This window comes from Limnobacter alexandrii (assembly GCF_005871185.1).
Taxonomy (GTDB): domain Bacteria; phylum Pseudomonadota; class Gammaproteobacteria; order Burkholderiales; family Burkholderiaceae_B; genus Limnobacter; species Limnobacter alexandrii.
In genome coordinates this window covers 12,992-39,240 of sequence record NZ_SWKN01000010.1, presented here as the reverse complement: position 1 = coordinate 39,240, position 26,249 = coordinate 12,992, and the positions used below count along the sequence as shown (strand labels likewise).

The 26,249-nt window shown below is 52.6% G+C and carries 26 protein-coding genes and 1 other RNA gene; 10 read left to right on the top strand and 17 right to left on the bottom strand.

Annotated features, from left to right (window positions below):
- Positions 1 to 156: 156 nt before the first annotated feature.
- From cmk to gyrA, 7 genes are read right to left on the bottom strand one after another with little or no spacing between them, the layout of a single operon-like run.
- The gene (cmk, locus tag FCS97_RS13225) at positions 157 to 825 is read right to left on the bottom strand and encodes a (d)CMP kinase (RefSeq protein WP_138518911.1); all 669 of its coding nucleotides are present in this window, start codon (positions 823 to 825) and stop codon (positions 157 to 159) included.
- Positions 826 to 835: 10 nt separating this feature from the next.
- Positions 836 to 2,179 carry a 3-phosphoshikimate 1-carboxyvinyltransferase gene (gene aroA, locus FCS97_RS13220; RefSeq protein ID WP_138518910.1) on the bottom strand — a complete coding sequence of 448 codons (1,344 nt, stop codon included), beginning with the start codon at positions 2,177 to 2,179 and terminating at the stop codon, positions 836 to 838.
- A gap of 31 nt (positions 2,180 to 2,210) precedes the next feature.
- Positions 2,211 to 3,098: a prephenate dehydrogenase gene (locus FCS97_RS13215; protein ID WP_138518909.1), complete on the bottom strand. Its 888-nt coding sequence runs from the start codon at positions 3,096 to 3,098 to the stop codon at positions 2,211 to 2,213.
- Positions 3,098 to 4,225, bottom strand: a complete 1,128-nt coding sequence (gene hisC / locus FCS97_RS13210) for a histidinol-phosphate transaminase (protein WP_138518908.1) — start codon at positions 4,223 to 4,225, stop codon at positions 3,098 to 3,100. The genes FCS97_RS13215 and hisC overlap by 1 nt, the downstream gene beginning before the upstream one ends.
- A gap of 12 nt (positions 4,226 to 4,237) precedes the next feature.
- Positions 4,238 to 5,329, bottom strand: coding sequence for a prephenate dehydratase (pheA, locus tag FCS97_RS13205; protein ID WP_138518907.1), 1,092 nt, complete (start codon positions 5,327 to 5,329; stop codon positions 4,238 to 4,240).
- On the bottom strand, positions 5,329 to 6,447 hold the full coding sequence (gene serC / locus FCS97_RS13200; RefSeq protein ID WP_138518906.1) for a 3-phosphoserine/phosphohydroxythreonine transaminase: 1,119 nt from the start codon (positions 6,445 to 6,447) through the stop codon (positions 5,329 to 5,331). Before serC ends, pheA begins: the two co-directional genes overlap by 1 nt.
- A 27-nt stretch (positions 6,448 to 6,474) precedes the next feature.
- On the bottom strand, positions 6,475 to 9,096 hold the full coding sequence (gene gyrA / locus FCS97_RS13195) for a DNA gyrase subunit A (protein WP_138518905.1): 2,622 nt from the start codon (positions 9,094 to 9,096) through the stop codon (positions 6,475 to 6,477).
- 169 nt (positions 9,097 to 9,265) lie between these two features.
- On the opposite strand from gyrA, the gene FCS97_RS13190 reads away from it, so the two are divergent.
- From FCS97_RS13190 to ssrA, 5 genes are all read left to right on the top strand, one after another.
- Positions 9,266 to 10,588: a TRZ/ATZ family hydrolase gene (locus tag FCS97_RS13190; protein ID WP_138518904.1), complete on the top strand. Its 1,323-nt coding sequence runs from the start codon at positions 9,266 to 9,268 to the stop codon at positions 10,586 to 10,588.
- A gap of 75 nt (positions 10,589 to 10,663) precedes the next feature.
- Complete coding sequence (gene ompA, locus FCS97_RS13185) at positions 10,664 to 11,320, top strand: outer membrane protein OmpA (protein WP_138518903.1); 657 nt, start codon at positions 10,664 to 10,666, stop codon at positions 11,318 to 11,320.
- A gap of 107 nt (positions 11,321 to 11,427) precedes the next feature.
- On the top strand, positions 11,428 to 12,144 hold the full coding sequence (gene ubiG, locus FCS97_RS13180) for a bifunctional 2-polyprenyl-6-hydroxyphenol methylase/3-demethylubiquinol 3-O-methyltransferase UbiG (protein WP_138518902.1): 717 nt from the start codon (positions 11,428 to 11,430) through the stop codon (positions 12,142 to 12,144).
- An 11-nt stretch (positions 12,145 to 12,155) separates the two neighbouring features.
- Entirely contained in the window at positions 12,156 to 12,812 is a 657-nt protein-coding gene (locus tag FCS97_RS13175) for an HAD family hydrolase (protein WP_138518901.1), read from the top strand.
- A 37-nt stretch (positions 12,813 to 12,849) separates the two neighbouring features.
- Positions 12,850 to 13,233, top strand: a transfer-messenger RNA (tmRNA) gene (gene ssrA, locus FCS97_RS13170).
- A gap of 41 nt (positions 13,234 to 13,274) precedes the next feature.
- Here the strand turns inward: ssrA and FCS97_RS13165 are convergent.
- The 3 genes from FCS97_RS13165 to FCS97_RS13155 form a co-directional block, all read right to left on the bottom strand.
- Entirely contained in the window at positions 13,275 to 13,586 is a 312-nt protein-coding gene (locus tag FCS97_RS13165) for a c-type cytochrome (RefSeq protein ID WP_138518900.1), read from the bottom strand.
- Positions 13,587 to 13,655: 69 nt separating this feature from the next.
- Positions 13,656 to 14,924: a PQQ-dependent sugar dehydrogenase gene (locus tag FCS97_RS13160; protein ID WP_138518899.1), complete on the bottom strand. Its 1,269-nt coding sequence runs from the start codon at positions 14,922 to 14,924 to the stop codon at positions 13,656 to 13,658.
- Between the two features lie 137 nt (positions 14,925 to 15,061).
- Complete coding sequence (locus tag FCS97_RS13155; RefSeq protein WP_138518898.1) at positions 15,062 to 15,298, bottom strand: hypothetical protein; 237 nt, start codon at positions 15,296 to 15,298, stop codon at positions 15,062 to 15,064.
- 422 nt (positions 15,299 to 15,720) lie between these two features.
- Here FCS97_RS13155 and rarD point away from each other — a divergent pair, with 422 nt between their 5' ends.
- Complete coding sequence (rarD, locus tag FCS97_RS13150) at positions 15,721 to 16,623, top strand: EamA family transporter RarD (protein WP_138518897.1); 903 nt, start codon at positions 15,721 to 15,723, stop codon at positions 16,621 to 16,623.
- Here the strand turns inward: rarD and FCS97_RS13145 are convergent.
- The gene (locus FCS97_RS13145; RefSeq protein ID WP_138518896.1) at positions 16,574 to 17,500 is read right to left on the bottom strand and encodes a LysR family transcriptional regulator; all 927 of its coding nucleotides are present in this window, start codon (positions 17,498 to 17,500) and stop codon (positions 16,574 to 16,576) included. The two genes, rarD and FCS97_RS13145, sit on opposite strands and share 50 nt — an antisense overlap.
- A 123-nt stretch (positions 17,501 to 17,623) precedes the next feature.
- Between FCS97_RS13145 and FCS97_RS13140 the strand changes: the two genes are divergently transcribed.
- On the top strand, positions 17,624 to 18,754 hold the full coding sequence (locus FCS97_RS13140) for an alkene reductase (protein ID WP_138518895.1): 1,131 nt from the start codon (positions 17,624 to 17,626) through the stop codon (positions 18,752 to 18,754).
- A 49-nt stretch (positions 18,755 to 18,803) separates the two neighbouring features.
- Positions 18,804 to 19,124 (top strand): nucleotide pyrophosphohydrolase, encoded by a 321-nt coding sequence (locus tag FCS97_RS13135; RefSeq protein WP_138518894.1) that lies wholly within the window; start codon positions 18,804 to 18,806, stop codon positions 19,122 to 19,124.
- Here the strand turns inward: FCS97_RS13135 and FCS97_RS13130 are convergent.
- Genes FCS97_RS13130 through FCS97_RS13120 form a run of 3 tightly spaced genes read right to left on the bottom strand, consistent with a single transcriptional unit; the run spans position 19,121 to position 22,183 of the window.
- Positions 19,121 to 20,188: a zinc ribbon domain-containing protein gene (locus tag FCS97_RS13130; protein WP_138518893.1), complete on the bottom strand. Its 1,068-nt coding sequence runs from the start codon at positions 20,186 to 20,188 to the stop codon at positions 19,121 to 19,123. The genes FCS97_RS13135 and FCS97_RS13130 overlap by 4 nt on opposite strands.
- Before the next feature lie 47 nt (positions 20,189 to 20,235).
- Entirely contained in the window at positions 20,236 to 21,072 is an 837-nt protein-coding gene (gene fghA, locus FCS97_RS13125; protein ID WP_138518892.1) for an S-formylglutathione hydrolase, read from the bottom strand.
- Position 21,073: 1 nt separating this feature from the next.
- Complete coding sequence (locus tag FCS97_RS13120) at positions 21,074 to 22,183, bottom strand: S-(hydroxymethyl)glutathione dehydrogenase/class III alcohol dehydrogenase (RefSeq protein WP_171035327.1); 1,110 nt, start codon at positions 22,181 to 22,183, stop codon at positions 21,074 to 21,076.
- A 143-nt stretch (positions 22,184 to 22,326) separates the two neighbouring features.
- Between FCS97_RS13120 and FCS97_RS13115 the strand changes: the two genes are divergently transcribed.
- Together FCS97_RS13115 and FCS97_RS13110 are read left to right on the top strand one after the other, a co-directional pair.
- On the top strand, positions 22,327 to 22,908 hold the full coding sequence (locus FCS97_RS13115; protein ID WP_138518891.1) for a sigma-70 family RNA polymerase sigma factor: 582 nt from the start codon (positions 22,327 to 22,329) through the stop codon (positions 22,906 to 22,908).
- A complete protein-coding gene (locus FCS97_RS13110; RefSeq protein WP_138518890.1) occupies positions 22,905 to 23,540 on the top strand; it encodes an NrsF family protein in 636 nt (211 codons plus the stop codon). Before FCS97_RS13115 ends, FCS97_RS13110 begins: the two co-directional genes overlap by 4 nt.
- Before the next feature lie 22 nt (positions 23,541 to 23,562).
- Here FCS97_RS13110 and FCS97_RS13105 read toward each other — a convergent pair whose 3' ends face one another.
- The 3 genes from FCS97_RS13105 to FCS97_RS13095 form a co-directional block, all read right to left on the bottom strand.
- Positions 23,563 to 24,186: a 2OG-Fe(II) oxygenase gene (locus FCS97_RS13105; RefSeq protein ID WP_138518889.1), complete on the bottom strand. Its 624-nt coding sequence runs from the start codon at positions 24,184 to 24,186 to the stop codon at positions 23,563 to 23,565.
- 68 nt (positions 24,187 to 24,254) lie between these two features.
- Positions 24,255 to 25,166, bottom strand: coding sequence for a chemotaxis protein (locus FCS97_RS13100; protein WP_138518888.1), 912 nt, complete (start codon positions 25,164 to 25,166; stop codon positions 24,255 to 24,257).
- 116 nt (positions 25,167 to 25,282) lie between these two features.
- Entirely contained in the window at positions 25,283 to 26,218 is a 936-nt protein-coding gene (locus tag FCS97_RS13095; RefSeq protein WP_138518887.1) for a hypothetical protein, read from the bottom strand.
- Between the last annotated feature and the right edge of the window lie 31 nt (positions 26,219 to 26,249).

Below are 26,249 nucleotides of genomic sequence, written 5' to 3'. Positions count from 1 at the left end.
CACGCCACTGCGGGAAGCAAGGCGGAGTTCAAAAACGCATTTTTCGGGATTGAAAAATACGGCATTCCCTTTTTAATGAACGATCACCAACAATTTAGTAAGGTTCATTAAACGAGGGATAGCAGTGTATCAAGAAAGCCTTTGCTGATCAAGCGTTTAAATGCGTTCTTGCGCCCAGTTCAGGATGGTTGCAACCACTTGATCGATGGGCATGTTGGAACAATCCAACACGAGGGCATCATCGCAGGGCTTAAGCGGCGCCACAGCCCGCTCGGTGTCGCGTTTGTCGCGGGCCATCAAATCGCTGTATATGGCCTGAAAATCTGCTTTCTGACCACGCCCTTCAATTTGATTCACACGCCGCTCGGCACGCACCTGAGCACTGGCCGTCAAAAACACCTTCAGAAAGGAATCCGGAAAAACAACGGAACCCATGTCGCGACCATCGGCCACCAGCCCCGGTGTTTGGCGAAAATCACGTTGCCGCTGCAACAAACCAGCGCGAACTTCCGGCACCACTGCCAGGCGGGAGGCCATGACACCGGCCTCCTCGGTACGAATCGCCTCAGAAACATCTGCACCGTCAAGCAATACCTTGTCACCCCGGAATTGCACCGGCAAATTGGCGGCCATGGGAATAATGCGCTGTAAATCGGCTGACAAATCGGGATTCAAGCCCCCTTGAGCAACCGCCACCGCCAACACGCGGTAAATTGCACCGCTGTCCAGGTAGTGGTAGCCGAGCTTTCCTGCCACCAAAGCGGCCACAGTACCCTTGCCTGAGGCAGTGGGACCATCGATGGCGATTACCGGACATGTGGACATGGTCTTCTACCTAACCCTTGCGAACTGATTGAACCTGCATGCCCAGTGCGTTGGCCAATGTCACAAAGCCCGGGAAAGATGTATCTACCGTTTGCGCACCATGAATTACCATGGAGCCGTGGGCGCGAATGGCCGCCACGCTGAATGACATCGCGATGCGGTGATCGCCTTGTGATTCAATGCTGGTGGCTTTGTAGCGCAGGCCGTCCACATGGCCCAGGCCCTGAATAATCATGCCGTCCTCAGTGGGCTCGGCATCAATGCCGCACTTTTGCAGGCCATGCGCCATTACAGCAATGCGATCAGACTCCTTTACGCGCAATTCTTCGGCACCAGTCAGTACTGTGCGCCCCGTGGCGTTGGCCGCTGCCACGAACAACACAGGAAATTCATCGATCGCCAAAGGCACCAGGTGCTCCGGAATATCGATGCCTTTCAAAGCGGCGCTGCGAATACGAACGTCGGCAACGGGTTCCCCGCCCACCTCGGCGTGGTTACTCAGTTCAATGTTGGCGCCCATCAACTTTAAAATATCGATGACCCCAGTGCGAGTTGGATTCAAACCAACATGCTTCAGGGTGATGTCCGCCTGCGGCGCAATCGAAGCTGCCACCATGAAAAAGGCGGCTGAGGAAATATCAGATGGCACATCAATTTTGGTGGCTTTCAAAGTTTGCCCACCCTTTACACTGGCTTTGGAGCCTTCGGTGATCACCTCGACCCCGAAGCCGCGCAACATGCGCTCGGTGTGGTCGCGAGTTACCGCAGGCTCGGTGACGGTGGTGGTGCCCTCAGCATACAGACCGGCGAGAAGAACACACGACTTCACCTGCGCCGAGGCCATGGGCAACACATAATCAATCGCTTTCAAGGTGGTGCGACCATGAATATGCAGTGGCGGACGCCCCCCTTCCTGCGCTTCTATTCGTGCCCCCATCAGCACCAAAGGGTCGATTACCCGTTTCATGGGGCGCTTGCCCAGGCTTGAATCCCCAGTCAGCATGCAATCAAAATCCTGGCCGGCCAGCAAACCCGACATGAGTCGCATGGAGGTGCCCGAATTGCCACAGTCGAGTACCTCACGCGGCGCTTTCAAACCATGCATGCCCACGCCGTGAACTTTCACCTTGCCATGGTCAGGCCCCTCGATACTTACACCCAAGGCGCGAAAGGCATTCATGGTTGCGAGTGCGTCTTCGCCCTCCAGAAACCCCTCAACTTCAGTGGTGCCCTCTGCAATCGAGCCCATCATGATTGAACGATGGGAAATTGATTTGTCGCCAGGCACACGGGCGGAACCCGACATGCTTTCGGTGCTGCTGGCGTGAAATTCGATCAAATTCAGATCTGACATAACAAGGTATCCGTTGAATAATTGGACTGAATCAATTTTGTTTCCAGCGACTGCGGTATTCAGAAGCCTGAGCAAGAATACGCTCGAGTGCAGCCCTGTCATCATTTTCTATAGCGGCCCGAAGAGTTGCGATATTTGCTTCAAAACCGCTCAGCATGTTCAACAGGGCAGCGCTGTTATTTTGGAAAATATCAGCCCACATTTCAGGCGAGCTGGCTGCAATACGCGTGAAATCGCGGTAGCCAGCCCCACCCTCTTTCATGAATTCTGCGCCCTTGGGATGACCCAATACGCTGGCCACGTAGCCAAAGGCGAGCAAATGAGGCAGGTGGCTAACCGCGCCAAACATTTCATCATGGTCCATGGCATTCATGGTGCTCAGCTTTGCACCAATGGCCGACCAAAAGTTTTCCACTTTTTTCAAACCGGCGGGGTTGGTTTGTGGCAAGGGGCACAACACACAATTGCGACCCTCAAACAAATTGGCGACTGCAGCAGAGGGGCCATGCGACTCGCCACCTGCAATTGGATGTGCCAACACAAAACGGGACTTCAAGCCCGGGAACTGTGGTTCAAGTTCGTCCAGCATCACAGCCACATCCGATTTGGTACTACCGGCATCGAAGATCAGGCAGTTGGGCGGCAAAGAAGGCAGAAACTGGGTCAGCACCTGTTTGTATTGCCGAACAGGAATGGACAACACAACAACATCGACATTGCGAACATTGGCATCCCCGGGACCTGCGATGCACTCATCAACAATGCCAAGCCGCAGTGCCTCATGGGCTGTTTCAAGCTTGCGGGAATAGCCCAGCACATGCCCTGCCAAACCTTTTTTCTTGGCGGCCAAACAAATGGACCCACCAATCAAGCCTACGCCAATGGCGAGCATTCGATTAAAGACAGTTCCCTTGGCCATTACGAAGCCTGCAGGCTGGCCAGCGCCTTGGGCAAGGCCACCAAAAAGGCTTCGTTTTCATGCGGCAGGCCAATGGACACACGCAACCACTGTGGCAAACCATAACCATTCACCGGGCGAACAATGACGCCCAGTCGTTGCAGGGCATCGAACACTTTCATGCCAGCTTCATCGGTGTTTCCAGCCTTGAACAACACAAAATTGCCGTAGGAAGGCACGTATTCCAAACCCAGAAACTTCAAACCACCTTCGATTTGCTCAAGCCCTTTGAGATTAACTTCATAGGTTTTCTGAAGGAATTCCTTGTCATCAATTGCAGCTTCAGCCGCGGCCAAGGCCAGGGAGTTCACATTGAACGGCTGGCGAACCCGGTTCATCAAATCCGCCACTTCTACACTCGACACCGAATAACCGACACGCAAACCAGCCAGACCATAAGCCTTGGAAAAACTGCGTGACACCAGCAAATTGGGGAACTGTGCAACCCACTGGGTGGAATCGTACTGATCCTCGGGTTTCAGAAATTCGTTGTAGGCCTCATCAAGCACCACCAACACATTCGAAGGCACCTGTTTCAAGAAAGCCAGCAGTTTTTCCTGTGGCAAAAAAGTGCCGGTTGGATTGTTGGGGTTCGCAATAAAAACAATGTGTGTTTGCGCATCAATGGCTTTCAAAAAACCATCGAGATCATGGGTAAAACTCACCGCAGGCACTACTTTGGACTGCGCGCCGCAACCCTGCGTGGCCAAAGGGTAAACCGCAAAGGCATATTGTGAAAACACGGCATTGGTGCCCTGGGTCAAAAAGGCTTTTGCGGCCAGTTCCAATACGTCGTTGGAACCGTTGCCCAAGGTAATTTGCTCAGGCTTTACACCATGGCGTGCCGCCAGCTTGGCTTTCAAGGCAAAACCGTTTGCATCGGGATATCGTCCCAAATCGGCTGCGGCCTGCGCTATGGCAGCCTTGGCCTTTTCGCCAAGACCCAGCGGGTTTTCGTTGGAGGCCAGTTTCACAACGGTGTTGGGGTCAAGACCCAATTCGCGAACAACATCAGAAACCGGCTTTCCCGCCTTGTAAGGGGCTATCGCGCGAATGAATTGAGGGGCTTGCTCGGTCAGTTTTTGCATGGTGCTACGTCGTCAGGTGCGTTGTGCGGCCGGGTATGAACCCAGCACTTTCAAAAAAGAGGCGTTTTGCTTCAGTTGATCCAAGGCTTTTGCCACAGCTGGCTCGGTTTGATGGCCCTGCAGATCGATAAAGAAATAATATTCCCAGCGCCCGTTGCGAGCGGGTCGGGATTCAAGCCGGGTCATGGACACGTTCTCAGCATTGAACGGCTCCAACATTTTGTAAACCGCACCCGGTTGATTGGGCACCGAGGCAACCAGGCTTGTTTTGTCTTGCCCGGAGGGTCCGGTTAATTGATTGCCCAAGACCAGAAAACGGGTGGTGTTGTGGGCATCGTCCTGAATGTGCTCCTGAAAAGCCTTCAAGCCATAACGTTCTCGCGCAGCCTGACCGGCAATTGCAGCCACTTTGACATTTTCGCTGGCCATTTGAGCCGCCACACCGTTGCTTGCCACGGTTTCCTGCTGAATGTGTGGTGCATATTGCGAAAGCCAGCCACGGCACTGTGCCAAGGCTTGAGGATGCGCACAAATTTTTTCAATACCCTCGAGCGACCCGGTTTGACACAACAACTGATGATGAATGGCAAGCTGCACTTCACCACACACCAGGGCACTTGATTCAACCAGTGCATCGAGCGTGCGGGCAATCGACCCTTCTGTTGAGTTTTCAACGGGCACCACGGCAAAATCAACCTGCTGTGCCTGCAACTGGCGAAAGGCTTCTTCAATGGTTTCTACAGGTTCAGCCTGAACACAATGCCCAAAGAACGACCACACAGCCTGTTCGCTGTAGGTGCCTAGCGGGCCAAGAAAAGCCACATGCACTTCACGCTCCAGGGAGCGGCAAGCCGACATGATTTCTTTGAACAGGGTGTTGATGTGCTGTGAATTCAAAGGCCCCGAGTTGGCAGCATTCAATTTGTCGAGCACTTGTGCTTCCCGCTCGGGGCGCATCACAGGGGCATCGGTTTTCGCTTTCACATGACCGATGGATTGTGCCAGGCTTGCCCTCTTGTTCAGCAACACCAGCATTTGCTGATCGATGTCATCGATTTGATCGCGAAATTTCAACAACTCCGCATTAATATCAGGCGTGCTCATCAAGCCTCCGTCTTTTCAAATTCAAGCATGAACTCGACCAGGGCCTTGACCCCTTCGACCGGCATGGCGTTGTATATGGAAGCACGCATTCCGCCCACTGACTTGTGTCCTTTCAACTGCACCAAACCGCACTCGGCAGCCTTGCTTAAAAACCGCCCGTTCAGGGACTCATCAGCCAAGGTGAAAGGTACATTCATGCGAGACCTGTCGGCAGTACGAACCGGACAGTTGTAAAGATTGCTGCTGTCAATGGTGCCATACAACAAAGCGGCCTTCTCTTGTGCCTGGGCCTGCGCCCAAGGCACACCACCTTGCTCAAGCAACCATTCAAACACCAAACCTGCGATGTAAATGGAGTAAGTGGGCGGGGTGTTGTACATGGACCCGTTCTCAGCCACGGTGCCCAATTCAAATGCAGATGGACATATCGGCAAGGCACGATTAAGCAATGTCTTGTCGACAATCACGATGGTGACCCCGGCAGGGCCCACGTTCTTCTGCGCACCACCGTAAATCAAACCGTATTTGCTCACGTCGAGCGTTTTTGACAAGATGTTCGAGGACATGTCGGCAACTACAGGGCAGTCCAGCTGACTGGCCATGGCTTCAATTTGACCACTGAATTCAACACCGCTGATGGTTTCGTTGTCGCAATAATGCAGATAAGCCATTTGCTGACCATTCACCCGGTCAAGCAACGAGCTGCACTCGGGCACATAACAGGCGGCGGCTGCATCGGCCAAGGCGTTTGCATTGTCCAGCACCACACGCGCTAGCCCGTACTTTGAAAATTCCTTGGTGGTTTTTTTCGACCATGCACCTGTGTTGACAAAGGCTGCTTGCTCAAAACCCTGAAGCAAATTCATGGGCACAATTGCATTCATACCCACTGCGCCACCCTGCATAAACAAAACGTCGTGAGTGTCGGGCACATTCAACAGTTTGCGGAAATCACTGCGGGTTTTCTCGAAAATGCTGGTGTATTCGGGACTGCGATGGCTCATTTCCATCACGGACAAGCCCTTGCCATGCCAATCCAGCATTTCCTCGGCGGCACGGCGCAAGACTGGCTCAGGCAAAGCCGCCGGACCTGCAGAAAAATTCCAAACTCTAGACATGCGTGCCCTGTGCAATTAACCGTTTATTTACTCTTCAGTGGCGGCGGGCGCGTCAGGGGAGTTGTCCTCCTCGGCCTCACCCAAATCTTCGGCATCCGACTCGACAATCCGCTGCAAACCAGACAACCAGGTACCTTCGTCCACACTGATCAGGGTCACGCCCTGCGTGGCGCGCCCCATTTCGCGAATTTCTGAAACCCGGGTACGAACCAGCACACCACCGGTGGTAATCAACATAATTTCATCGGCGGGGTTGACCAACACAGCCGACACAACCTTGCCATTGCGCTCGGAGGTTTGGATCGCAATCATGCCCTTGGTACCACGACCGTGGCGGGTGTACTCGGCCACCGGTGTGCGCTTGCCATAACCGTTTTCGGTGGCCGTCAATACCGATTGCTCTTCACTTTCAGCGACCAGCATGGCAATTACGCGTTGGCCCTCTTCCAGGTTCATACCGCGCACGCCACGGGCATTTCTACCCATGGCTCGCACATCGTTTTCATCAAAACGAACTGCCTTGCCCGAATCGCTGAACAACATGACATCGTTGGTGCCGTTGGTCATGGCAGCACCAATCAGGAAATCGCCTTCATCCAGGTTCACCGCAATAATGCCGCGCTTCATGGGGCGGGAGAAATCGCTTAACTTCGACTTCTTGACCGTACCCAAACTGGTGGTCATGAATACATACTTTTCTTCGTCTTCAAAGCTTTTCACTGGCAAGACGGCGGTAATCTTTTCACCTTCAGCCAATGGGAACATATTGATGATCGGGCGACCACGCGAAGTGCGCGAACCTTGCGGTACTTCATACACCTTCAACCAATACACACGACCTGCGTTGCTGAAGTAGAGAATGGTGTCGTGGGTGTTGGCCACGAACAGGTAATCAATCCAGTCGTCATCCTTCGTGGTGGCAGCCTGCTTGCCCCGTCCACCGCGTTTCTGGGCGCGGTATTCGGTCAATGGCTGGCTCTTGATGTAACCGGAATGGGAAAGCGTCACCACCATGTCCTGGGGCGTGATCAAGTCTTCAGTGCCCAGTTCCGTGGCATTGAATTCGATCATTGAACGACGTTCATCGGCGAACTCGTTGCCAATCGATGTCAATTCGTCTTTGATGATCTGGTTGATCCGTTCGGGCTTGGACAAAATATCGAGCAGGTCGGCGATCTGGTCTATCACCTCTTTGTACTCATTCAAAATCTTGTCTTGTTCAAGGCCAGTCAGGCGCTGCAGGCGCATGTTCAAAATTTCCTGCGCCTGCACTTCGCTCAAGCGATACATGCCATCGTCTTGCAAGCCCAGACGGGCGGGCAAACCTTCGGGGCGGAACGCTTTGGCACCACCAGAATCGCCGAGCTCAGTGCGCGACAACATTTCGCGAACAATGGACGAGTCCCAGCTTTTGGCCACCAAATCGGCTTTCGCAACCGGTGGTGTGGGTGCAGCCTTGATGATTGCGATGAATTCATCAATATTGGCCAATGCCACCGCCAAGCCTTCAAGCACATGGCCACGATCCCGGGCTTTGCGCAGCTCGAACACCGTGCGGCGGGTAATTACTTCGCGGCGATGGCGCAAGAAGTAGAAAATCAGATCACGCAAGTTCAACAAACGCGGCTGGCCATCAACCAAAGCCACCATGTTGATGCCGAAGGTGTCCTGCAGCTGGGTATTTTTATACAGGTTATTCAGGATAACCTCGGGCACCTCACCGCGCTTCAGCTCAATGACGACTCGGATACCGTCTTTGTCAGATTCGTCGCGAATGTCGGAAATGCCTTCAATTTTCTTTTCAGACACCAACTCGGCAATGCGCTCAAGCAGTGTTTTCTTGTTCACCTGATAAGGCAATTCATCGACGATGATGGACTGGCGACCACCTTTGTCCATGTCTTCGAAGTGGGTTTTCGCGCGCATGACCACGCGGCCACGGCCAGTTCTGTAACCTTCGCGTACGCCTTGGATGCCGTAGATGATCCCTGCGGTGGGGAAATCGGGCGCCGGGATCAATTCGATCAAATCGTCAACCGTGCACTCTGGTGCGTCAATGGCATAAAGGCAGGCAGCTACAACTTCTTTCAGGTTGTGCGGGGGCATGTTGGTGGCCATACCCACCGCAATACCCGACGAACCATTGACCAGCAAATTGGGCAAGCGGGCAGGCAATACTTTTGGCTCTCGCTCGCTGCCGTCATAGTTTGGGCCGAAATCGACGGTTTCCTTGTCGATGTCCAGCAACATCTCCTGAGCAATTTTGGCCAGACGAATTTCGGTGTATCGCATGGCCGCAGCATTGTCGCCGTCGATTGAGCCAAAGTTACCTTGGCCATCGACCAACATGTAACGCAAAGAAAAATCTTGCGCCATGCGAACAATGGTGTCGTAAACCGCAGAGTCACCATGGGGATGGTACTTACCGATCACATCACCCACAATACGGGCCGATTTCTTGTAAGCCCGGTTCCAGTCGTTGTTCAACTCGTGCATGGCAAACAGCACTCGGCGGTGCACGGGCTTTAAGCCGTCGCGCACATCCGGCAGAGCCCGCCCAACGATTACACTCATGGCATAGTCGAGGTAAGACCTGCGCATCTCCTCTTCAAGACTGATAGGGAGCGTTTCTTTTGCGAATGAATCCATGTTTCTTCTTGTGTTGAATTATTTGACTGAAGGAATAACAATCCGGGACGCTGCCATTCACGGCGGCGTCACATCCCTGGCGCTACACTTGCAAGCTTTCGATTGTATCAGCCAAAATCGCTGAAACTGGGCGCAATGGTGCGTTCCAAATCATCTAGTGACCCTGCCCATGCAACTGCTGACCCCCCAATGGCTCTTGTGCCTGAACCACACCACCGAAGTGCTTGAAAACCATGCGGTTTTAATCAATCACGATCAAATTCAGGCGATTGGACCACGCGACGACATGTTGCAGACACACCCCGACGCAGACAGGGTTGATCTGCCCGGGCAAGTGCTCATGCCAGGCCTGATTAACTGCCATACCCACGCGGCCATGAACTTGCTGCGCGGTGCCGCAGACGACTTGGCCCTGCATGACTGGCTGCAAACCCGGATTTGGCCGCTTGAAGGCGAATTGGCGGATGCTGAATTCGTGTACGACGGCACCGTGCTTGCGGCCACAGAGATGCTTCAAGGTGGGATCACAACGTTCAACGACATGTATTTCTACCCCGATCAGGTTGTGCAGGCTGCGCTGGACGTGGGTTCGCGGGTATTTGTAGGCATCACCGTGATCGAATTTCCGACCCGCTACGCATCAGAAGCGAAGCAATACATCGAATTGGGGATAGCCGCCCGAGACAAATTCAAACACGAGACCACCGTGCACTGGACGGTGGCCCCGCATGCCCCCTATACCGTGAGCGACGATACCTTCAAACACATGGCCATGCTGGCCGAGGAACTTGACCTGCCCATTCACTGCCACCTGCATGAAACCGCCAGTGAAGTGAGCGATGCCACAAGCCGCGACGGCATGCGGCCCTTCGCCAGATTCGAACAACTGGGCCTGATCAACGAGCGTTTGTTGGCCGTTCATGGGGTGCACCTGAACGAGCATGAATTGCAGGTGATGGCGGCCAAGGGTGCAACGTTGGTGCATTGCCCGGCTTCCAACCTGAAACTGGCCAGCGGCATCGCACCTGTGGCAGCAGCCCTGAAAACGGGCGTCAACGTGGTAATCGGCACCGATGGCGCAGCCAGCAACAACAAGCTGGATCTTTGGGAAGAAGGCCGCCTGGCCTCCTTGCTGTGCAAAGGAGCCAGCGGCGATGCCACCGCATTCAACGCGGGCGAGTTGCTCAAGAGCATGACTTGCAATGCGGCAAAGGCCCTGGGTGCAGACCACCTGATTGGACACATTGCTCCGGGAATGCAGGCTGACCTGATTGCAGTGGCGATCGGAGAGTCTGCGCACCAGCTACCCAACCACAATCTAATCTCGAAACTGGCTTACAGCGGGGCTTCCAGAGACGTGAAGCATGTTTGGGTAGCGGGCATTCAAGTTGTGCAATCGCAACAACTTGTGGGCAAAAGGGCACAATTAGTCGGGGAAATCATGCGAAAAACCCAACGAGTGTGGCAGACTCGTGTCGAGAAAGTTGGTTGAGAGGGTGATAACTATGACAGCCTCTACTGTAAACTATCAACCAGCTTGAACCCCTATTTAACCCAAGGAGCAACAATGAAAAAAATGTCGACTCTCACGCAAGTTCTGATGGCAATGGCCATTGGTACAGCGTCTACAGCCGCTATGGCCCACACAACAGACAAAGGTGAAGGCCTGGCAGGCTATGTAGTAGATGGCAGCGGCAAGGTTGTTAAAGACGGCTCCGGCGAGTGCATCCGCACCAGCTATTTCACAGCCGCTTTGGCAATTCAGGAATGCGATCCTGACTTGATCCCCAAGAAGCCAGCACCAGCACCAGTTGCTGCACCAGCACCTGCTCCTGAGCCTGCACCTGCGCCAACACCAGTGATTACGAAAGTAAGCCTGGAAGCTGATGCATACTTCGACTTCGACAAGGCCACTCTGAAGCAAGGCGGCAAGGACCGTATTGATTCTGAAATCGCCAAGTTGGGTCAGGTTGACCTGAACAGCGTCATCGCAATCGGCCACACCGACTCAATCGGTTCCGATGCTTACAACCAGAAGCTGTCCGAGCGTCGTGCTCAGGCTGTGAAGGACTACATGGTAAGCAAGGGCGTGCCAGCTGACCGTATCCAGATCAAGGGCATGGGCGAAAGCCAGCCAGTGGCTGACAACAAGACCCGTGAAGGTCGCGCCAAGAACCGTCGCGTTGAGATTGAATTCAACGCAACACAGAAAGTTGTTAAGTAATTAATAACCTCTGGTTCTGATCAAAAAAGCCCGGCCCAGCCGGGCTTTTTTGTTTCTGCCTTCGGTTAAACTAAAGGCTGTTGAACACACAACGCGAGCCTTTAACAATGAGCAGTATCGAATCCAACAACGTTGACCATGCCGAACTGGCCAAATTCTCCGCCCTGGCCAGCAAATGGTGGGATCCCAACAGCGAGTTCCGCCCCCTGCATGAAATCAACCCGCTCCGATTGAACTGGATTGATGAACGGGTTGGACTGAAAGGCAAACGCGTGCTGGATGTGGGCTGTGGTGGCGGCATTCTGGCTGAAAGCATGGCGCGCCGTGGCGCAGATGTTCTGGGCATTGATCTCGCAGACAAATCACTGAAAGTGGCCGAACTGCACAAACTGGAAACTGGCGTCAACAACGTGAACTACCGGTATGTGTCGGCAGAACAACTGGCTGCCGAGGAACAAGGCACTTTTGACGTAGTGACCTGCCTTGAAATGCTGGAGCATGTGCCAGACCCCGCACAAACCATTCAAGCCTGTGCCGACTTGTGCAAACCCGGCGGTTGGCTGTTTTTCTCGACCATCAACCGCAACCCCAAAAGCTTTGTGTTTGCGATTGTCGGTGCGGAGTATGTACTCAACCTGTTGCCCAAAGGCACGCATGAGTATAAAAAATTCATCAAACCGTCCGAATTGGCCCAATATGCCCGCCTGTCCAAACTTGATTTTTCGGAGATCATCGGGCTTGTGTACAACCCGCTCACCAAGGTGTATAGGCTGGCCCGCGACACCGATGTGAATTACATGGTGGCTTGCAGAAAACCCGCTTAAGGAATTGTTCAATGCCTTTTAAAGGAATTCTGTTCGACCTGGACGGCACGCTGGTAGACACCGCGCCCGACCTGTGCGGCACCATTCAAGACATGCAAAGCGATCGCGGCGTGGACATTACGCCTTATCGTGCCATGGAACATCTGGCCTCGGGCGGTGCGCGCGCTTTGCTGAAAGCAGGATTCGGGCTGGAAATGCACTACCCGGAATTCCCGGCCATGCGTGCCGAGTTTCTTGAACGTTACGAGGCCAGAATTGCCCGGGAAAGCGCGGTGTACAGCGGGATTATTCCCTTGCTGAATGAAATCAAGGCACGTGGCGCGCAGTGGGGAATTGTCACCAACAAACCCTTCTACCTAGCCGAGAAATTGGTACATGAACTGGGCTTGACCCAAGGATGTAGTGTGTTGATTGGCGGCGACACGGCTGAAAAACCAAAACCCTCACCACTGCCCTGTTTCATGGCAGCGGGCCACATGCGCCTGCCCACCGAACAATGTGTAATGATTGGCGACGATGAGCGGGATGTAATCGCAGGCCGGGAGGCTGGCATGGCGACCGTGGCTGTTGAGTATGGCTACATTGCCAGCCCTATTGAGCAATGGGGTGCCGATGCGGTGATTAAAACTGCGCATGATTTGGCCAGGTGGCTTGAAATAAGAATGTGAGCCCCCACATCAAGGGTGTTATAATTGGGTTTCCAATGGGGTCGATCTGGTTTCGACGTGGGTTGCAAAGCTATTGGGGCGTGTCGAGGATCAGTTACCTCGTAAATCCATCTGAAAAACTTTAAACGCAAACGACTCTTCGTTTAGCCCCGAACTCAAACTAGCTGCTTAAGCTAGTTTAGTTTGGACTTCCTACACCAGCTCGCCGATGGGCTGGGCGGGGTCAAACCCGCAGTGGGATCATCTACATCGGACCGCTTACCGGAATGCTGCCGGCCGGTAAGTTAAATTAGGTGGATCGCGGATGCTGAAGAATGTCGCTTTTCGTCAGTAGCCGTTAAATACAAAGAAGACGACTACACACGTAGAACTGGTAGTGGAGGATTTGCGGACGCGGGTTCAATTCCCGCCGGCTCCACCAAACAAAAGAAAAAGGCCATCCCTGTGATGGCCTTTTTTTATTTACTTCACCGACAAAATATACCGGGCAATGGCCAGTGCATCTTCGTCAGTCACACGCGGCTGCGCGGGCATGGGCGTATTCCCCCACACCCCTGCACCGCCTGTTTGAATTTTCTTGGCCAGCTTTTCAGCCGCGCCAGCCTCATCAGAATATTTCAAGGCCACTTGTTGATAGGTAGGACCGTACTTTTTTTTGTCCTCGGCATGACATGCCGTGCAATTGTACTTTCTCACCATCTCAGGGCTGGCCATCGCGCTGCCGAGATTAATGAATAGGGAACCCGCGATTAGTGCTGCTGCGTACTTGCTCATATTCCACTTCCTTGAAAAGGCCGCGCTCCCGATAAGGTTGCGCGGCCCTGTTTACAACGCCAGAATCATTCAGTTCGGTTTGATTTGATAAATCTCACCTTCATCTGTGGCCACATACAAATTGCCATCATGGCCCTGCACCACGGAACGGAATCGGCCCGCAGGCATGGGCAAAGGCATGATGGTGCGCTTGGATGTCAAACCGTCTTTGCTGATATCCAACAGGTCAATCCGGTTGCCAACCGGGGTGCCATGAATGCCGATTCCCATGTAGCCAACCGCCATTTTCCCGTCCCAGTCTTTCCACTGTTTGCCACTGAGGAAAACACCTGAGGACATGCCCTGAGACAGGTTTTCATTGTTCCAGGCCGGTTTCATCGCCTTGGGGTAAGTTTTGGTGTCGGTCATCGGCATGAATGCCGCGCGCTTCACAGGTTCCATCGCACCCATTTGATTCGGGCTGTAGCCACAATAGGCATCGGGACAATCACCACGACCACCGACATTGGGACGGGGATCCCAGCCAGCATTGCCGCCGTTGCTCAACACGGTAACCTCATCGGAATGCCAAGGTCCATTCTCGGCAGTGACCGGCTGATTGGTGCCCGGCCGGAACGCGATGCCCTGGGGATTGCGGTGACCATAGGTGAATATGCGGGCATCGAACCCCTTGGGCGGCTTGTTGCCAGCGGCGGCTTTTCCATCGCGATCAATGCGCAATACCTTACCGCCGAGCTTGCTCGGGCTTTGTGGTACGGCACCATTGTGTGTGTCGCCAGTAGTCACATACAGAAAACCGTCGCCTGAATTGAAGCGGATTCTCCCGCCGTTGTGCGCGCCTGAAGAACCGAAGGGATGATCACTTGCAGCGGTTTTGTAGGGAATGTCGTCCACAATATCGATCCTGTCCGAGGTCTTGCTCAAGTCAGCATTGACCGTCAAACGAATTACCCGATTAGTTTGGGGATTGGATTTGCTGGACGTGGAGTACACATACACAAAGCGGTTTTTCGCAAAATCAGGGTCAACAGCCACACCATTCATGCCCGCTTGGCCATCACAAAACAAGTCGGGCATGGAATCGGCGTAACCCGTCGCGTCTTTCATCCCTACCAGCTTATTGACGGTGCCTGAAGGCAAACGAACAGAAAGACCGTGACATTTCTCAGTGAAAAACATCGCGCCGTCTGGCAAAAACGCCATGTCCCAAGGATTCTCCAGCTTGGTCAAAACGGCGGTTGCTGTAAGATTGGGGGCTGCTGCAATCGCGATTCCGTTGAAGGCCATGGTGGCTGAGGCGAGGACTGCGCAGGACAAGAGTTTATTAAGCTTCTTCATTTTGTCTCCTGATTCTGAGGTAAGGCAAGCATGTAATCTGAAATCAAAGCGATTACAACATCGCTTGGGATCAAATCACACCAAGCGAAAATTGCACATATTTAACACTCGGTCAATATGGCCTTACCCGCGGTGAATCATTCAGTTTTGGAAGACTTGCCTTTCAGAATCAGGCTGAAGAAATTTTTGCCGCTTGCCTTGTCACCTTGATCGGAAAGCAATCGCGGCACACTGCAACCCAGCAGCAAAATAGTGGATCCGCTAAAGGCCAAAAGTCCTCCCATCAGGGACAATGGCCAGCTAAGATCGAGAAGACGCAACAACAATGCGACAACGAGGCTGAACAACACCAAAAAACACAAATAAATTTTCATGATCCAAAACACCAGTTCAGTTCTTCAATCACAGGTCTCCAGACTTGTGAAAGTTCACTGCAATGCAAGGTTTCCTTGCCAACGAACAACGCTCACCGGAGCGTACCTGTTTAATTGCCAAAAACTATTAATTGGATTGCATGTGTTTTTGGACCAGCGAATATTAATGAAAATAGCAATCTATAGCCAGAAAATGTAATGTCGAATTACGGCCATATTTGGAAATGCACATGACTCATTTTTCTCACAATGCTAATTTGTACAAGTCATGTTTTTTAACAATTTCGACATACAATTGCTGCAGCGCAAAAAATTCCCGATTGTCTATTTCTCGAACTAGACAAAATTAGAATTACGATTATTTTTTTATTTAACAACTGTTCACTTTTCGCCACACCTGACAGGCACCAGCCCCACAAATCATGCAAAAAGGCGTTTTTCTCTCTGTTTTGGCCTCCGTGCTGTTTGGCAGCATGTACTACTACACCACCCTGCTTGAGCCACTGAACGGCGAAGAGATTTATGGCTGGCGAATGCTGCTCACCTTGCCTGTAATGACCCTGTTTCTGATCGGAACGAAGGATTGGGGCTTGGTGCGATCAATTGCACTGCGCCTGAGGCGCGAGTGGAAGCTGTACTTGGTACTGCCCGCAACTTCCTTGTTGCTTGGCATACAGCTGTGGCTTTTTCTTTGGGCCCCACTGCATGGGCATGCCATGAATGTGTCGCTGGGCTACTTCATGATGCCGCTTGTGATGGTTCTGATTGGCCGCCTGCATTACAGAGACAAACTTAGCCCATTTCAAAAACTGGCAGTTTTACTTGCGGCACTTGGCGTCATCAATGCTGTATTGCAGGCGGGGGGCTTTGCCTGGACGTCACTTTTGGTGTGCCTGGGTTATCCGTATTACTTTGTGCTTCGATCCAGGTTCAAGGTGGACAATTTGGGAGGACTTTGGTTTGACATGCTCCTGATGACGCCACTGGCGCTTTATTTTGCATTGGCGGGCGAGGGTTTGGCGCAAATGACGGGGCTTCAATTCCAACTGCCTTTACTCATTCTGATATTGGGCTTTTTAAGTGCATCGGCCCTGATTTCCTACATACTGGCCAGCCGAATGCTGCCATTCAGCCTGTTTGGCTTGCTGGGCTACGTTGAACCTGTGCTTTTGGTGCTTGTTGCATTCTTGATTGGCGAGACCATTGCTGAACAAGAGTGGCCCACCTATCTCGCCACTTGGCTCTCGCTGAGTGTTCTGGCTGTGGAGGGCTTGACTAAACTTTATAAGAACGAATCACGGTCGATAAATCAGGGTCTTGATTGAAAGTTTCGGTGAAGAAATCCACAAAACTACTAATCTTGAGCGATGGGCGACGCTCCGGTTGATACACCACATTCAGTGGCAATGTGCTGGGTTTGTAGTTGTCCAATATTGTTTGAACACTGCCTTCACGAATGTCATGACCATAAATCCACGTGGGCGAATAGCATATGCCAAGCCCCTCGAGCACGCCTTGGCGAATTGCCTCAGAGCTGTTTGATTGAAAGTTGCTACCCACGCGCACGGTGATGGCCTTGTCTTTGCTGCCATAAAAAGTCCATTCATTGAAGTTATCAATGCCTGTGTACAACAGGCAATTGTGGCTGCTCAAGTCATCGGGGGTTTGAGGAGCACCATGTCGAGCCAGATAAGATGACGAGACAATCACTGCCCGTGCCACCGACCCAATGCGCCTTGCAATCAGGCGACTGTCCTTGAGTTCGCCCACACGGAAGGCCACATCAATACCGGCCGCAACAAGATCGACGAAACTGTCGTCCAATTGCAGATCGATCCGCATTTTTGGATAGCGCGCATAAAATGCCGCCAGCTTGGGCACAATGTGAATTCGACCAAACGCCACAGGCGCAGCCACGCGCAACAAACCACTTACCTCGTGTTCAGCGCGATGCACCTCACTGCGAGCCTCTTCCAAAGTGTCCAGCACCTGCCGACACCGTTGATAATAAAGGCGCCCTGCTTCCGTCAATGAATGGCTGCGGGTGGATCGCACCAACAGCAACACGCCAACATCGGCTTCGAGTGCCTGTACCTGCTTGCTGATGGCCGATTGCGTGGTGTGGGCCTGCCTGGCCACTGCCGAGAAATTACCTGTTTCCACCACACGGACGAATGTTTCCATCAGCTTGAGGCGATCCATTGAGTGATTCCTTTATGTATTCCCGACAGGAATAAATACTATAACAACTGTTCCGTAGATCAATGGGCTTCGAATACGCATAATGTGCAACATTGCAGCGCAACACAAGAGGAGTACCGACGTATGAATGCACCCACCCCACATGTGAATGAACAAATTGCCAACGTGGATGATATGAAACTGTTTCAGCCCGGAAGAATTGGCAGCATTGAGGTGAAGAACCGGGTTGTGATGGCACCATTGACTCGCTGTCGCTCAGACGAAGCAGCAGGGGACATTCCCGGCAGCGAAATGAATATCGAGTACTACAAGCAACGAGCCAACGCTGGCTTGATCATCAGCGAAGGAACGCAGGTGTCACCAGCAGGCAAAGGCTACATGGCCACGCCCGGCATATATTCTGAAGCCCAAGTGCAAGGCTGGAAACCGATTACCGAAGCTGTGCATGCGGCTGGCAGCAAGATTATTGCCCAGATTTGGCATGTGGGTCGCATTACTCACCCCGACCTGACAGGTGGCTTAAGCCCAATTGCACCCTCTGCCATCAAGCCCAATGTGCTTGCCTACACCCACAATGGCAAAGTCGATGTACCGGTGCCGCATGAACTGAGCGCAGAGGAAATCAAAACAGTGGTGAATGAGTATCGCCAAGGTGCAGCCAATGCCATCAAGGCTGGCTTTGATGGCGTGGAAATTCACGGTGCAAACGGCTACCTGATCGACCAGTTTTTACGCGACGGCGCCAACAAACGCACCGATCAATATGGCGGATCCGCTGAAAACCGTGCGCGCTTTGCGCTAGAGGTTGTTGATGCAGTGATCGCCGAGATTGGTGCTGGCAAGGTGGGCATTCGCCTGTCCCCGGTTACTCCATTCAACGATTTAAGCGACAGCAACCCTCAATCAGTGTTTGGCTATCTGATCGAGCAATTGAACCAGCGCGGAATTGGCTTCATTCACATGATTGAGGGTTCGACCGGTGGTGACCGCGATGTGCCGGGTTTTGATTATGCGTGGGCTCGCAAAACATTTAAGGGCACTTACATTGTCAACAACGGGTACACCCGTGACATGGCAATCAATGCCCTTGAAACAGGCTGGGCCGATGCGGTGTCCTTTGGTCGTGCTTACATTGCCAACCCCGACCTTGTGCAACGTCTGAAACTCAATGCACCCCTGGCCGAGGGGAATCCGCAAACTTATTACGCACCAGGGCCTGAGGGCTACATTGATTACCCATCACTGAACGTGTAAACAAAAAACGCCAGCCACAAGCTGGCGTTTTTTTTGATACTCTCAGGGCATGAGCAAAGACAGCCTTGAGCAACTTCAACAACGATTGATCGAGTTTTCCAATGCACGACGTTGGGAAAAATTCCATTCGCCCAAAAACCTCAGCATGGCCTTGTCCGTCGAGGTGGCGGAATTGCTTGAACACTTCCAATGGCTCAGCGAGGAAGAATCTCGACAAGTCCAAGGAAACAAGCTGGATGAGGTGAAGGAAGAAGTGGCCGATGTGCTGCTTTATTTGCTGCAAATTTGCAACCAGCTTCACATCGACCCAATCGATGCTGCCCAGAAAAAACTGGTTAAAAATGCCCTGAAGTACCCGGCGATCGACTAAGTCTGCGCTGCTTGCGCTGGGGGTTCAGCCAGGCGTGCTGTGGTTCCGCAAGCATGGCAATACTTCGAAAAAGTGCTCTTGCGTGCACCACAGTTCGTACACTTGTCGTGAAGACCAATGCCGCAATGCGGACAGAAATCAATACTTGTGTCTTTCAGATCAACAGTGCGCTCACAACCCGGGCAAATGCCCTTGTGCAAACGGGCCAGTGCTGTGTCGTAATCCAGAACCTCGCGCCGCTTGGTTTCGGGCTGCGCCTCGGCCAATCGTTGCTGTTCCAGATAACGGTTCAGGGCGAGAATGGCTTGACGCCCCACCAACACCGTAATTGCAATGCCCACAATGTAGCGAATGTAACCACCATAGCTGGGCAAATAAGGCACCAACTCAACGAAAAACACGAACAAGGCAAAGTAGATGAAGCCCCACACAAAGGGCCAATAAGTACTTTGGCGTTTGCTCTTGTAAAGCCAGGCTGCCACCAACAACAACGGCAAAGTCAATGCAAGGCGATACGCAAAAACGCGCAATTCCTGGCTTTGAATGGCGCTGGTGTAATCGCCTTGCGCAGCCTGCTCCAATTCATTCAAGCGCAATTGTGCCCTTCGGTTGGCCTGCTGAGAGTCGAGCAGCAACTTTTGCTGCATTTCGAGTTGGGCCAAGGCCACGCGCTCCAAGGCCTGCAAGTTGTCCACCCGCTCGGTTCGTGCAATCAGTTCCTTGTCTTGATCAGGAAGTGCGGTGGCCTTTCGGGTCGCCACCCATGCCATGAATTTCTCACGTTCGGAATCGGTATCCGCCTCGGCTGCGCTGTGTTTGAGCCTGGCCTGTTCCAGCGCATCGCTCACCTCACGCTCATTGAGTTCAGTCTTTCGAATTTGCTCTCGAACTGTTTTCAGTTCGACAGGATCCATGAAATCTTCGAGCGTTTGGGTTTGCTCAATTTGAGGCAAATCGCCCACCAGCGTACCACCCAAACCGATCAGGAACCATGCAAAAACCACAGCCACCAACCACAGGCCGCGACGGAACCATTTTTCTGACAACCTCAGTGATTTGCTCATCTGAATCTCATCCTGTTTTTATATGGTTTCATCAACGCGCGAGAAGCCTATTTCAGATACCGCGCATGGAAACGCAGATGATCTTCAATGAAAGTAGCAATGAAGTAGTAGCTGTGGTCGTAGCCAGGCTGATAACGAACCTCGGCTTTGTAGCCCGTTTCTTGCAAAGCAGCCTCCAGCAATTCAGTTTTCAGCTGGGTGGCCAGAAAATTGTCAGCCAAGCCCTGATCAACCAGCATTGGAAGTTGCTGTGCGCCTGCGCGTATCAGTGCCACGGTGTCATGGCGTTGCCAGGCGGCGGGGTTATCCCCCAGATACAAAGCGAGGGCCTTCTGCCCCCAAGGGCATTGCATGGGGCTCACAATCGGTGAAAACGCACTGACTGAGGCATAACGACCAGGGTTATTCAATGCAATGGTGAGGGCACCATGCCCACCCATCGAATGCCCAAACACCGATTTCAGCGGGCTGACCGGCAAGCTTTCTTCAACCAAGGCGGGCAGTTCGTCGACAACGTAGCTGTACATGTTGTAGTGCTTGCTCCACGGTGCCTCTGTGGCATCCACATAAAAACCAGCACCCAAACCAAAATCGTAAGCTTTGTCGGCGTCATCTGGCACGCCCTCCCCACGTGGGCTGGTGTCGGGCATAACAATCGCAATGCCCAATTCAGCCGCCACGCGCTGGGCGCCGGCCTTGGTGGCAAAGTTCTGGTCGGTGCAGGTTAATCCGGACAACCAGTAAGCCACAGCTACCTTTTGCCCAGCTTGAGCTTGGGGTGGCAAGTAAACACTGAACTGCATCGTGCAGCCCAGTGTTTCCGACACATGCTCATACTGGTTTTGCAAACCGCCAAAGCATTGAACGCTGCTGAGTAATTTCATATCAGAAATGGATCACTGTGCGAATGGATTTGCCCTCGTGCATCAGATCAAATGCCTCATTGATTCGCTCCAAAGGCATGGTGTGGGTGATGAAAGTATCCAGATCAATTTCATCATTCATGAACCGGTTAACGTAACCTGGCAGCTCAGTGCGGCCTTTTACACCACCAAATGCACTACCACGCCACACACGGCCAGTCACCAGCTGAAAGGGGCGCGTGGAAATTTCCTGCCCAGCACCCGCAACCCCAATAATCACTGATTCACCCCAACCTTTGTGGCAGCACTCCAGGGCTGATCTCATTACATTCACATTGCCGATACACTCGAACGAGAAATCAACGCCGCCGTCCGTCATTTCCACAATGACTTCCTGAATTGGCTTGCTGTGGTCTTTCGGATTCACAAAATCAGTGGCACCCAATTTCTTGGCAATTGCAAACTTGTCAGCATTGATGTCGATCGCGATGATTCGGCTTGCCTTGGCCTGCACAGCACCGATAATTGCAGCCAAACCAATTCCGCCCAATCCAAATATGGCCACAGTGTCACCGGCCTGGACCTTGGCCGTGTTGTGCACCGCGCCAATGCCCGTGGTTACTCCGCAGCCCAACAGGCATACCTTTTCCAGTGGCGCCTTGGGGTCGATTTTTGCCAGTGAAATTTCAGGCACTACGGTGTGCTCTGCAAAAGTCGAAGTACCCATGTAGTGATAAATCGGCTTTCCGTCTTTGGAGAAGCGGGTGGTGCCATCGGGCATCAAGCCCTTTCCCTGTGTGGCACGAATGGCCTGGCACAGATTGGTTTTACCCGAGGTACAAAATTTACAAATCCTGCATTCAGCCGTATACAGCGGAATAACATGATCACCCACCGCCAGGCTTGTTACCCCCTCTCCAACTGCCTCAACAACACCAGCACCCTCATGCCCTAGAATCGCGGGAAAAATCCCTTCTGGGTCATCACCGGACAAGGTGTAAGCATCGGTGTGGCACACACCCGTTGCCACAATCCGAACGAGAACCTCGCCCTTTTGTGGAGGCATCAGATCGACCTCTTCGATCGTGAGAGGTTGACCTGGGCCCCAAGCTACTGCGGCGCGTGTTTTGATGGATTGCAACATGTTTCCCCCAATGCTGGCGAGTGTCTAAAACAGCCCCCATTATAGGGGTTCAAGGCCGCCGTGCAGGCTGCAAGCGACATTTGAAGTGTGGTAGTGTCTTGGAACAATTAAAAGCATGCCTTTGTAACCGAATGACCCTTCCCAACGAATCCCATCATGTGTTTCCACACGACGACTTTGAGCAGTCGCTCAAGCCCTTGTGGATGCGCGCGCAAAATGGAGATTCAAAGGCTTACCGAGAGGCGCTGGCAAAAATTGCGCAGCGCTTGAGGCGTTTTTACAGTCGCAGGCTTCAGGCCCTGCCAGATGAAGTCGAAGATTTGGTGCAAGAAACCTTGCTGGCTTTGCACATGCAGCGCGGCACCTATGACGAAACCTTGCCGGTGAGCAGTTGGGTGTTTGCAATTGCGAGGCACAAGTTGGTGGACTTGTGGCGCAGGCGTGGTCGGCGAGACAATCTGAACGATTCTCTTGAAGACCTGACCGAGGACCAGCACCCGGCCACCCTGGAGGAACTGCCCTCAAAACGTGATCTGGGTGTATTACTGGAACAACTGCCGGAATTGCAAAAACAGGCGATTCTACTCACAAAAATAGAGGGCTTATCGATGATTGAAGCCTCGCAACGCAGTGGCGTGTCTGTTGCCGCGTTGAAGGTGCAAGTGCACCGGGGACTGAAACAGCTGGCCGCTTTGGTCAGGAGCGAAATATGAAAACTGATGATCTGATCACCATGATTGCCACCCAGGCCGGGCCTGCCCCGAGAGTATCGGCGGCAAGCCGCTTGTTGCCCGCAGGTGTTGTGGGTGGCCTGATCGCAGCAGCAATTGTTTTGGGTGTTCTGGGACTGATACCTGCTGCAATGTTTACTGAGCCTGGCCCCTGGATCAAAATTGGGTACGCCAGCACACTGGCAATCGCGGCGGGTTGGTTGTTTGCTCGCCTGGGAAAACCTGGTGCGTCCGGAAAACAGGCCACCTCGGCTGTGATTGGCGTGGTGCTGCTCATGCTCATGGCTGGAGTACTTTCTTATCTGGGCACGCCAGAATCGGAACGTGCCACTGTGCTACTTGGGCACTCGTGGTTGGTGTGCCCATGGGCAATACTCACTTTGTCCCTACCTGTGATGGCGGGGTCATTCTGGGCCATGCGAGGGCTCGCTCCAACCAACCTTATCTTTGCTGGTGCCGCCTGTGGAATATTTTCCGGCTCGGTGGCGGCTTTGGCTTACGCTTTGGCCTGCACTGAACCAGCAGCGCCTTTCATAGCGGTGTGGTACACGCTGGGAATTGCGCTGTGTGGTGTATTGGGTGCGATGCTTGGGCCAAGGCTTTTGCGCTGGTAATGCCTTGCTGACGGACTCCATCTCAAGCAGGAGGGTCGATGCGCAAGGTGCTGGACGTATTGACCCGGTACCAGCCCGCAATACTGTAACGGTCGCGCTTTGCAGGGCGCACTTCGTGCGGAAAATCTTCACTTAAAAACACAACAAGGGTTCCACCCAGCGGCTGAATTTTCTCCAGCACAGCTTGTGTGCCTTGATCAGAATAAAGCACCATTTCCCCACCATCTTCCGGCCCCCATTCAGGATTCAAGTACAGCACCACCGACAATACGCGGTTGGCTTGTCCCTTGAAAGCATCCACATGGGTTTTGTAGAAAGCACCGGGCGCGTAATGCGCAAAATGAGATTCAAAAGAAAACAGGCCAAGCATCAAATTGCGATTCAGGTATTGCTGTAACTGTGCGCTGAACTCAAGCCACTGACCTGCAGCGCCGCCATGCGCACTTTCAATCCACGCAATTTCATCACCACGAATCTCTGAATTTGCATGCTGGCCTTGTGCACGACCAATACCCGCCTGTTTCAACTCGCCAGAAGGTATTGAGGTGAATGTGCGTAATAGTTCCGAGACCACACTAGGGGACAGTGCATCTTTTTGGACGCTGTAACCTTTTTGCCGAAGATCACTTGCGATTAAATCAAACATGAAACGTTGTACTCAGAAAAGCACTCACTTCGAATGATCGAAGTGTAGCGCTTTCTGGATGTTTGAGATCAGGCGTGTGCCAAAAGCTGACCGATGGCGTTGGACAGAGAAGTGGAATCAAACTTCTTCACGTAAATGTTTACACCCGCTTCGATGCCACGCCGGGCATTTTCCTCAGAGGTCAAGGACGAATACATGATGATGGGAATGTTCTTGAACCGTGGATCACCCTTGAGCTTTCTGGTCAAAGTGCAACCATCCATAATCGGCATTTCCTCATCCACCAGCACCAAAGAAACCCGCTCCTCCAGTTCCTCTGAATTTTGACTGACACTGGACGCAATGGCCAACAACTTTTGTTCAGCCTCAACACCGTTCACGGCATGGCTGTGTTTCAAACCCATGGTATCGAGTACTTCGCTGATTTTTCGTCGGGCCACAAGAGAATCGTCCACAAAGAACACTGGCCCAGCCTTGTTCAATTCAAAGCCAGTGCTAACGGGTGTTGCGTCCTTTTCTGGCAACACACGGTGACACACACTTTCAATGTCCACCAACGAAACCAGGCTGCCATCTGCCAGCATGACAACGCCGAAAACAGCTCCCTCTTCAGAATCATACTTCTGAGGCGGTTTCACATCAGACCAAGGCACTCGGATGATTTTATCAACATCCGTTACTGCGAAAGCGACCGAACGGGAAGCGAATTCGGAAATAATCATCTTGGAGTTTGGCTCGCCAGTCGACATGCCGATCGCATCGCCAAGTGACACCACAGGCAACACCTGTCCGCGCAGCGAAATCACTCCATTCATGGCACCCTGCTGTCCGGGAATCTGGGTGACTTGCGACAGCTCAGTGACTTCACGAATTTTGAAGACGTTCAAGCCGAAAGTTTCCTGACCGCCCAAGGAAAAGAGCAGAATTTCAATCATCTCGGTGGATGATTCACCAGGAGTGCGTTCGTTGTTGTAGTTCATGAGTGGATTTAACCGTTGACGTGGTTCAGCCTTTATTCTGAACCAAGCCGAAACGAATCAAATCCTTAGGAAGGGGGATAAAAGCGGTCTTTTAGGCCTTTAGAGCAAATGGACAATTAACCCAGGTATGCCGACAATTCCTCGCGGGGATCTGCAAGCAAAGGGCCAACTCGAGGCGCAGAAATTGAACCGATTGGCTGCACCACCGCATCCATCACACCGTTCAAAACTTCCCCAGACTTGGCATAGTAGTCAACGCTCAACAACGGATCTGCGATTGGATCGAGCAACGTCACACCCGTGGCATCGATGGTCGAAGACAACAATTCACGCCCCGTACCAGCCACGTTGTCCTGTAAGAACTCACGGACTCCGGAACCCAACTCCCGCCCGGCGTCCACCAAAAGCTCACGGAACTCACCCTGACGGCTTCCGTCAAAGGTCTCCCCAAACTCTTGCTGGGAGGCCTCGGCTTGCGCAATGGCCTGTTCAATAAAGTCCAGCAATGAGAATGTCATGCTGCCAGTTGACATGGTTTCAGCTGATTCATCTGAACCCAGGGTAGTAGCGAGAACGCCTACCTGCAGAATTCCAAGTGACCCTTCATCATCGAGTGAAGAACCTTCAAATCGTGACATCAGTTCTGGATTCTGAACTTCGGGTTCGACGAAACCGCTGGACGACTCGTTCAGTTCCTCAGAGGCACTGAGAGGCAAAGGCCGCGCGGTGGGCAATGGAGCAGAAGTGTCGACAAACAATTTTTCAAGAGACAATGAAGCCGCCTCGGAATGAATCCCAGGACTTTTCTCAGTCAATTCAGAGGAAGAAAGATCGGCATCTGCGTGTTGTAAGTCGAGCGTTGCAGGAGAAACGTTCAAACTCACCACATTATAAGACTGGGCAGTCGCCCCACCCAAAAGCGCAATGGCTTGGTTGGTTTGATCCGAGATTTGATGTTGAATACCGCTCATTGTTATTAAATGCCCCTTGACCGAGCCTTTATTTAAACAAAAGCAAACCCAAGACTCAATCCGGAAAGTGATATATTTCAATCACTTGTTTGTAGGCATTTGATGCGTTTTA

Coding starts and splice junctions, on each gene's coding strand:
- cmk (WP_138518911.1), bottom strand. CDS start 825: ATGTCCACATGTCCGGTAATCGCCATCGATGGTCCCACTGCCTCAGGC.
- aroA (WP_138518910.1), bottom strand. CDS start 2,179: ATGTCAGATCTGAATTTGATCGAATTTCACGCCAGCAGCACCGAAAGC.
- FCS97_RS13215 (WP_138518909.1), bottom strand. CDS start 3,098: ATGGCCAAGGGAACTGTCTTTAATCGAATGCTCGCCATTGGCGTAGGC.
- hisC (WP_138518908.1), bottom strand. CDS start 4,225: ATGCAAAAACTGACCGAGCAAGCCCCTCAATTCATTCGCGCGATAGCC.
- pheA (WP_138518907.1), bottom strand. CDS start 5,329: ATGAGCACGCCTGATATTAATGCGGAGTTGTTGAAATTTCGCGATCAA.
- serC (WP_138518906.1), bottom strand. CDS start 6,447: ATGTCTAGAGTTTGGAATTTTTCTGCAGGTCCGGCGGCTTTGCCTGAG.
- gyrA (WP_138518905.1), bottom strand. CDS start 9,096: ATGGATTCATTCGCAAAAGAAACGCTCCCTATCAGTCTTGAAGAGGAG.
- FCS97_RS13190 (WP_138518904.1), top strand. CDS start 9,266: ATGCAACTGCTGACCCCCCAATGGCTCTTGTGCCTGAACCACACCACC.
- ompA (WP_138518903.1), top strand. CDS start 10,664: ATGAAAAAAATGTCGACTCTCACGCAAGTTCTGATGGCAATGGCCATT.
- ubiG (WP_138518902.1), top strand. CDS start 11,428: ATGAGCAGTATCGAATCCAACAACGTTGACCATGCCGAACTGGCCAAA.
- FCS97_RS13175 (WP_138518901.1), top strand. CDS start 12,156: ATGCCTTTTAAAGGAATTCTGTTCGACCTGGACGGCACGCTGGTAGAC.
- FCS97_RS13165 (WP_138518900.1), bottom strand. CDS start 13,586: ATGAGCAAGTACGCAGCAGCACTAATCGCGGGTTCCCTATTCATTAAT.
- FCS97_RS13160 (WP_138518899.1), bottom strand. CDS start 14,924: ATGAAGAAGCTTAATAAACTCTTGTCCTGCGCAGTCCTCGCCTCAGCC.
- FCS97_RS13155 (WP_138518898.1), bottom strand. CDS start 15,298: ATGAAAATTTATTTGTGTTTTTTGGTGTTGTTCAGCCTCGTTGTCGCA.
- rarD (WP_138518897.1), top strand. CDS start 15,721: ATGCAAAAAGGCGTTTTTCTCTCTGTTTTGGCCTCCGTGCTGTTTGGC.
- FCS97_RS13145 (WP_138518896.1), bottom strand. CDS start 17,500: ATGGATCGCCTCAAGCTGATGGAAACATTCGTCCGTGTGGTGGAAACA.
- FCS97_RS13140 (WP_138518895.1), top strand. CDS start 17,624: ATGAATGCACCCACCCCACATGTGAATGAACAAATTGCCAACGTGGAT.
- FCS97_RS13135 (WP_138518894.1), top strand. CDS start 18,804: ATGAGCAAAGACAGCCTTGAGCAACTTCAACAACGATTGATCGAGTTT.
- FCS97_RS13130 (WP_138518893.1), bottom strand. CDS start 20,188: ATGAGCAAATCACTGAGGTTGTCAGAAAAATGGTTCCGTCGCGGCCTG.
- fghA (WP_138518892.1), bottom strand. CDS start 21,072: ATGAAATTACTCAGCAGCGTTCAATGCTTTGGCGGTTTGCAAAACCAG.
- FCS97_RS13115 (WP_138518891.1), top strand. CDS start 22,327: ATGACCCTTCCCAACGAATCCCATCATGTGTTTCCACACGACGACTTT.
- FCS97_RS13110 (WP_138518890.1), top strand. CDS start 22,905: ATGAAAACTGATGATCTGATCACCATGATTGCCACCCAGGCCGGGCCT.
- FCS97_RS13105 (WP_138518889.1), bottom strand. CDS start 24,186: ATGTTTGATTTAATCGCAAGTGATCTTCGGCAAAAAGGTTACAGCGTC.
- FCS97_RS13100 (WP_138518888.1), bottom strand. CDS start 25,166: ATGAACTACAACAACGAACGCACTCCTGGTGAATCATCCACCGAGATG.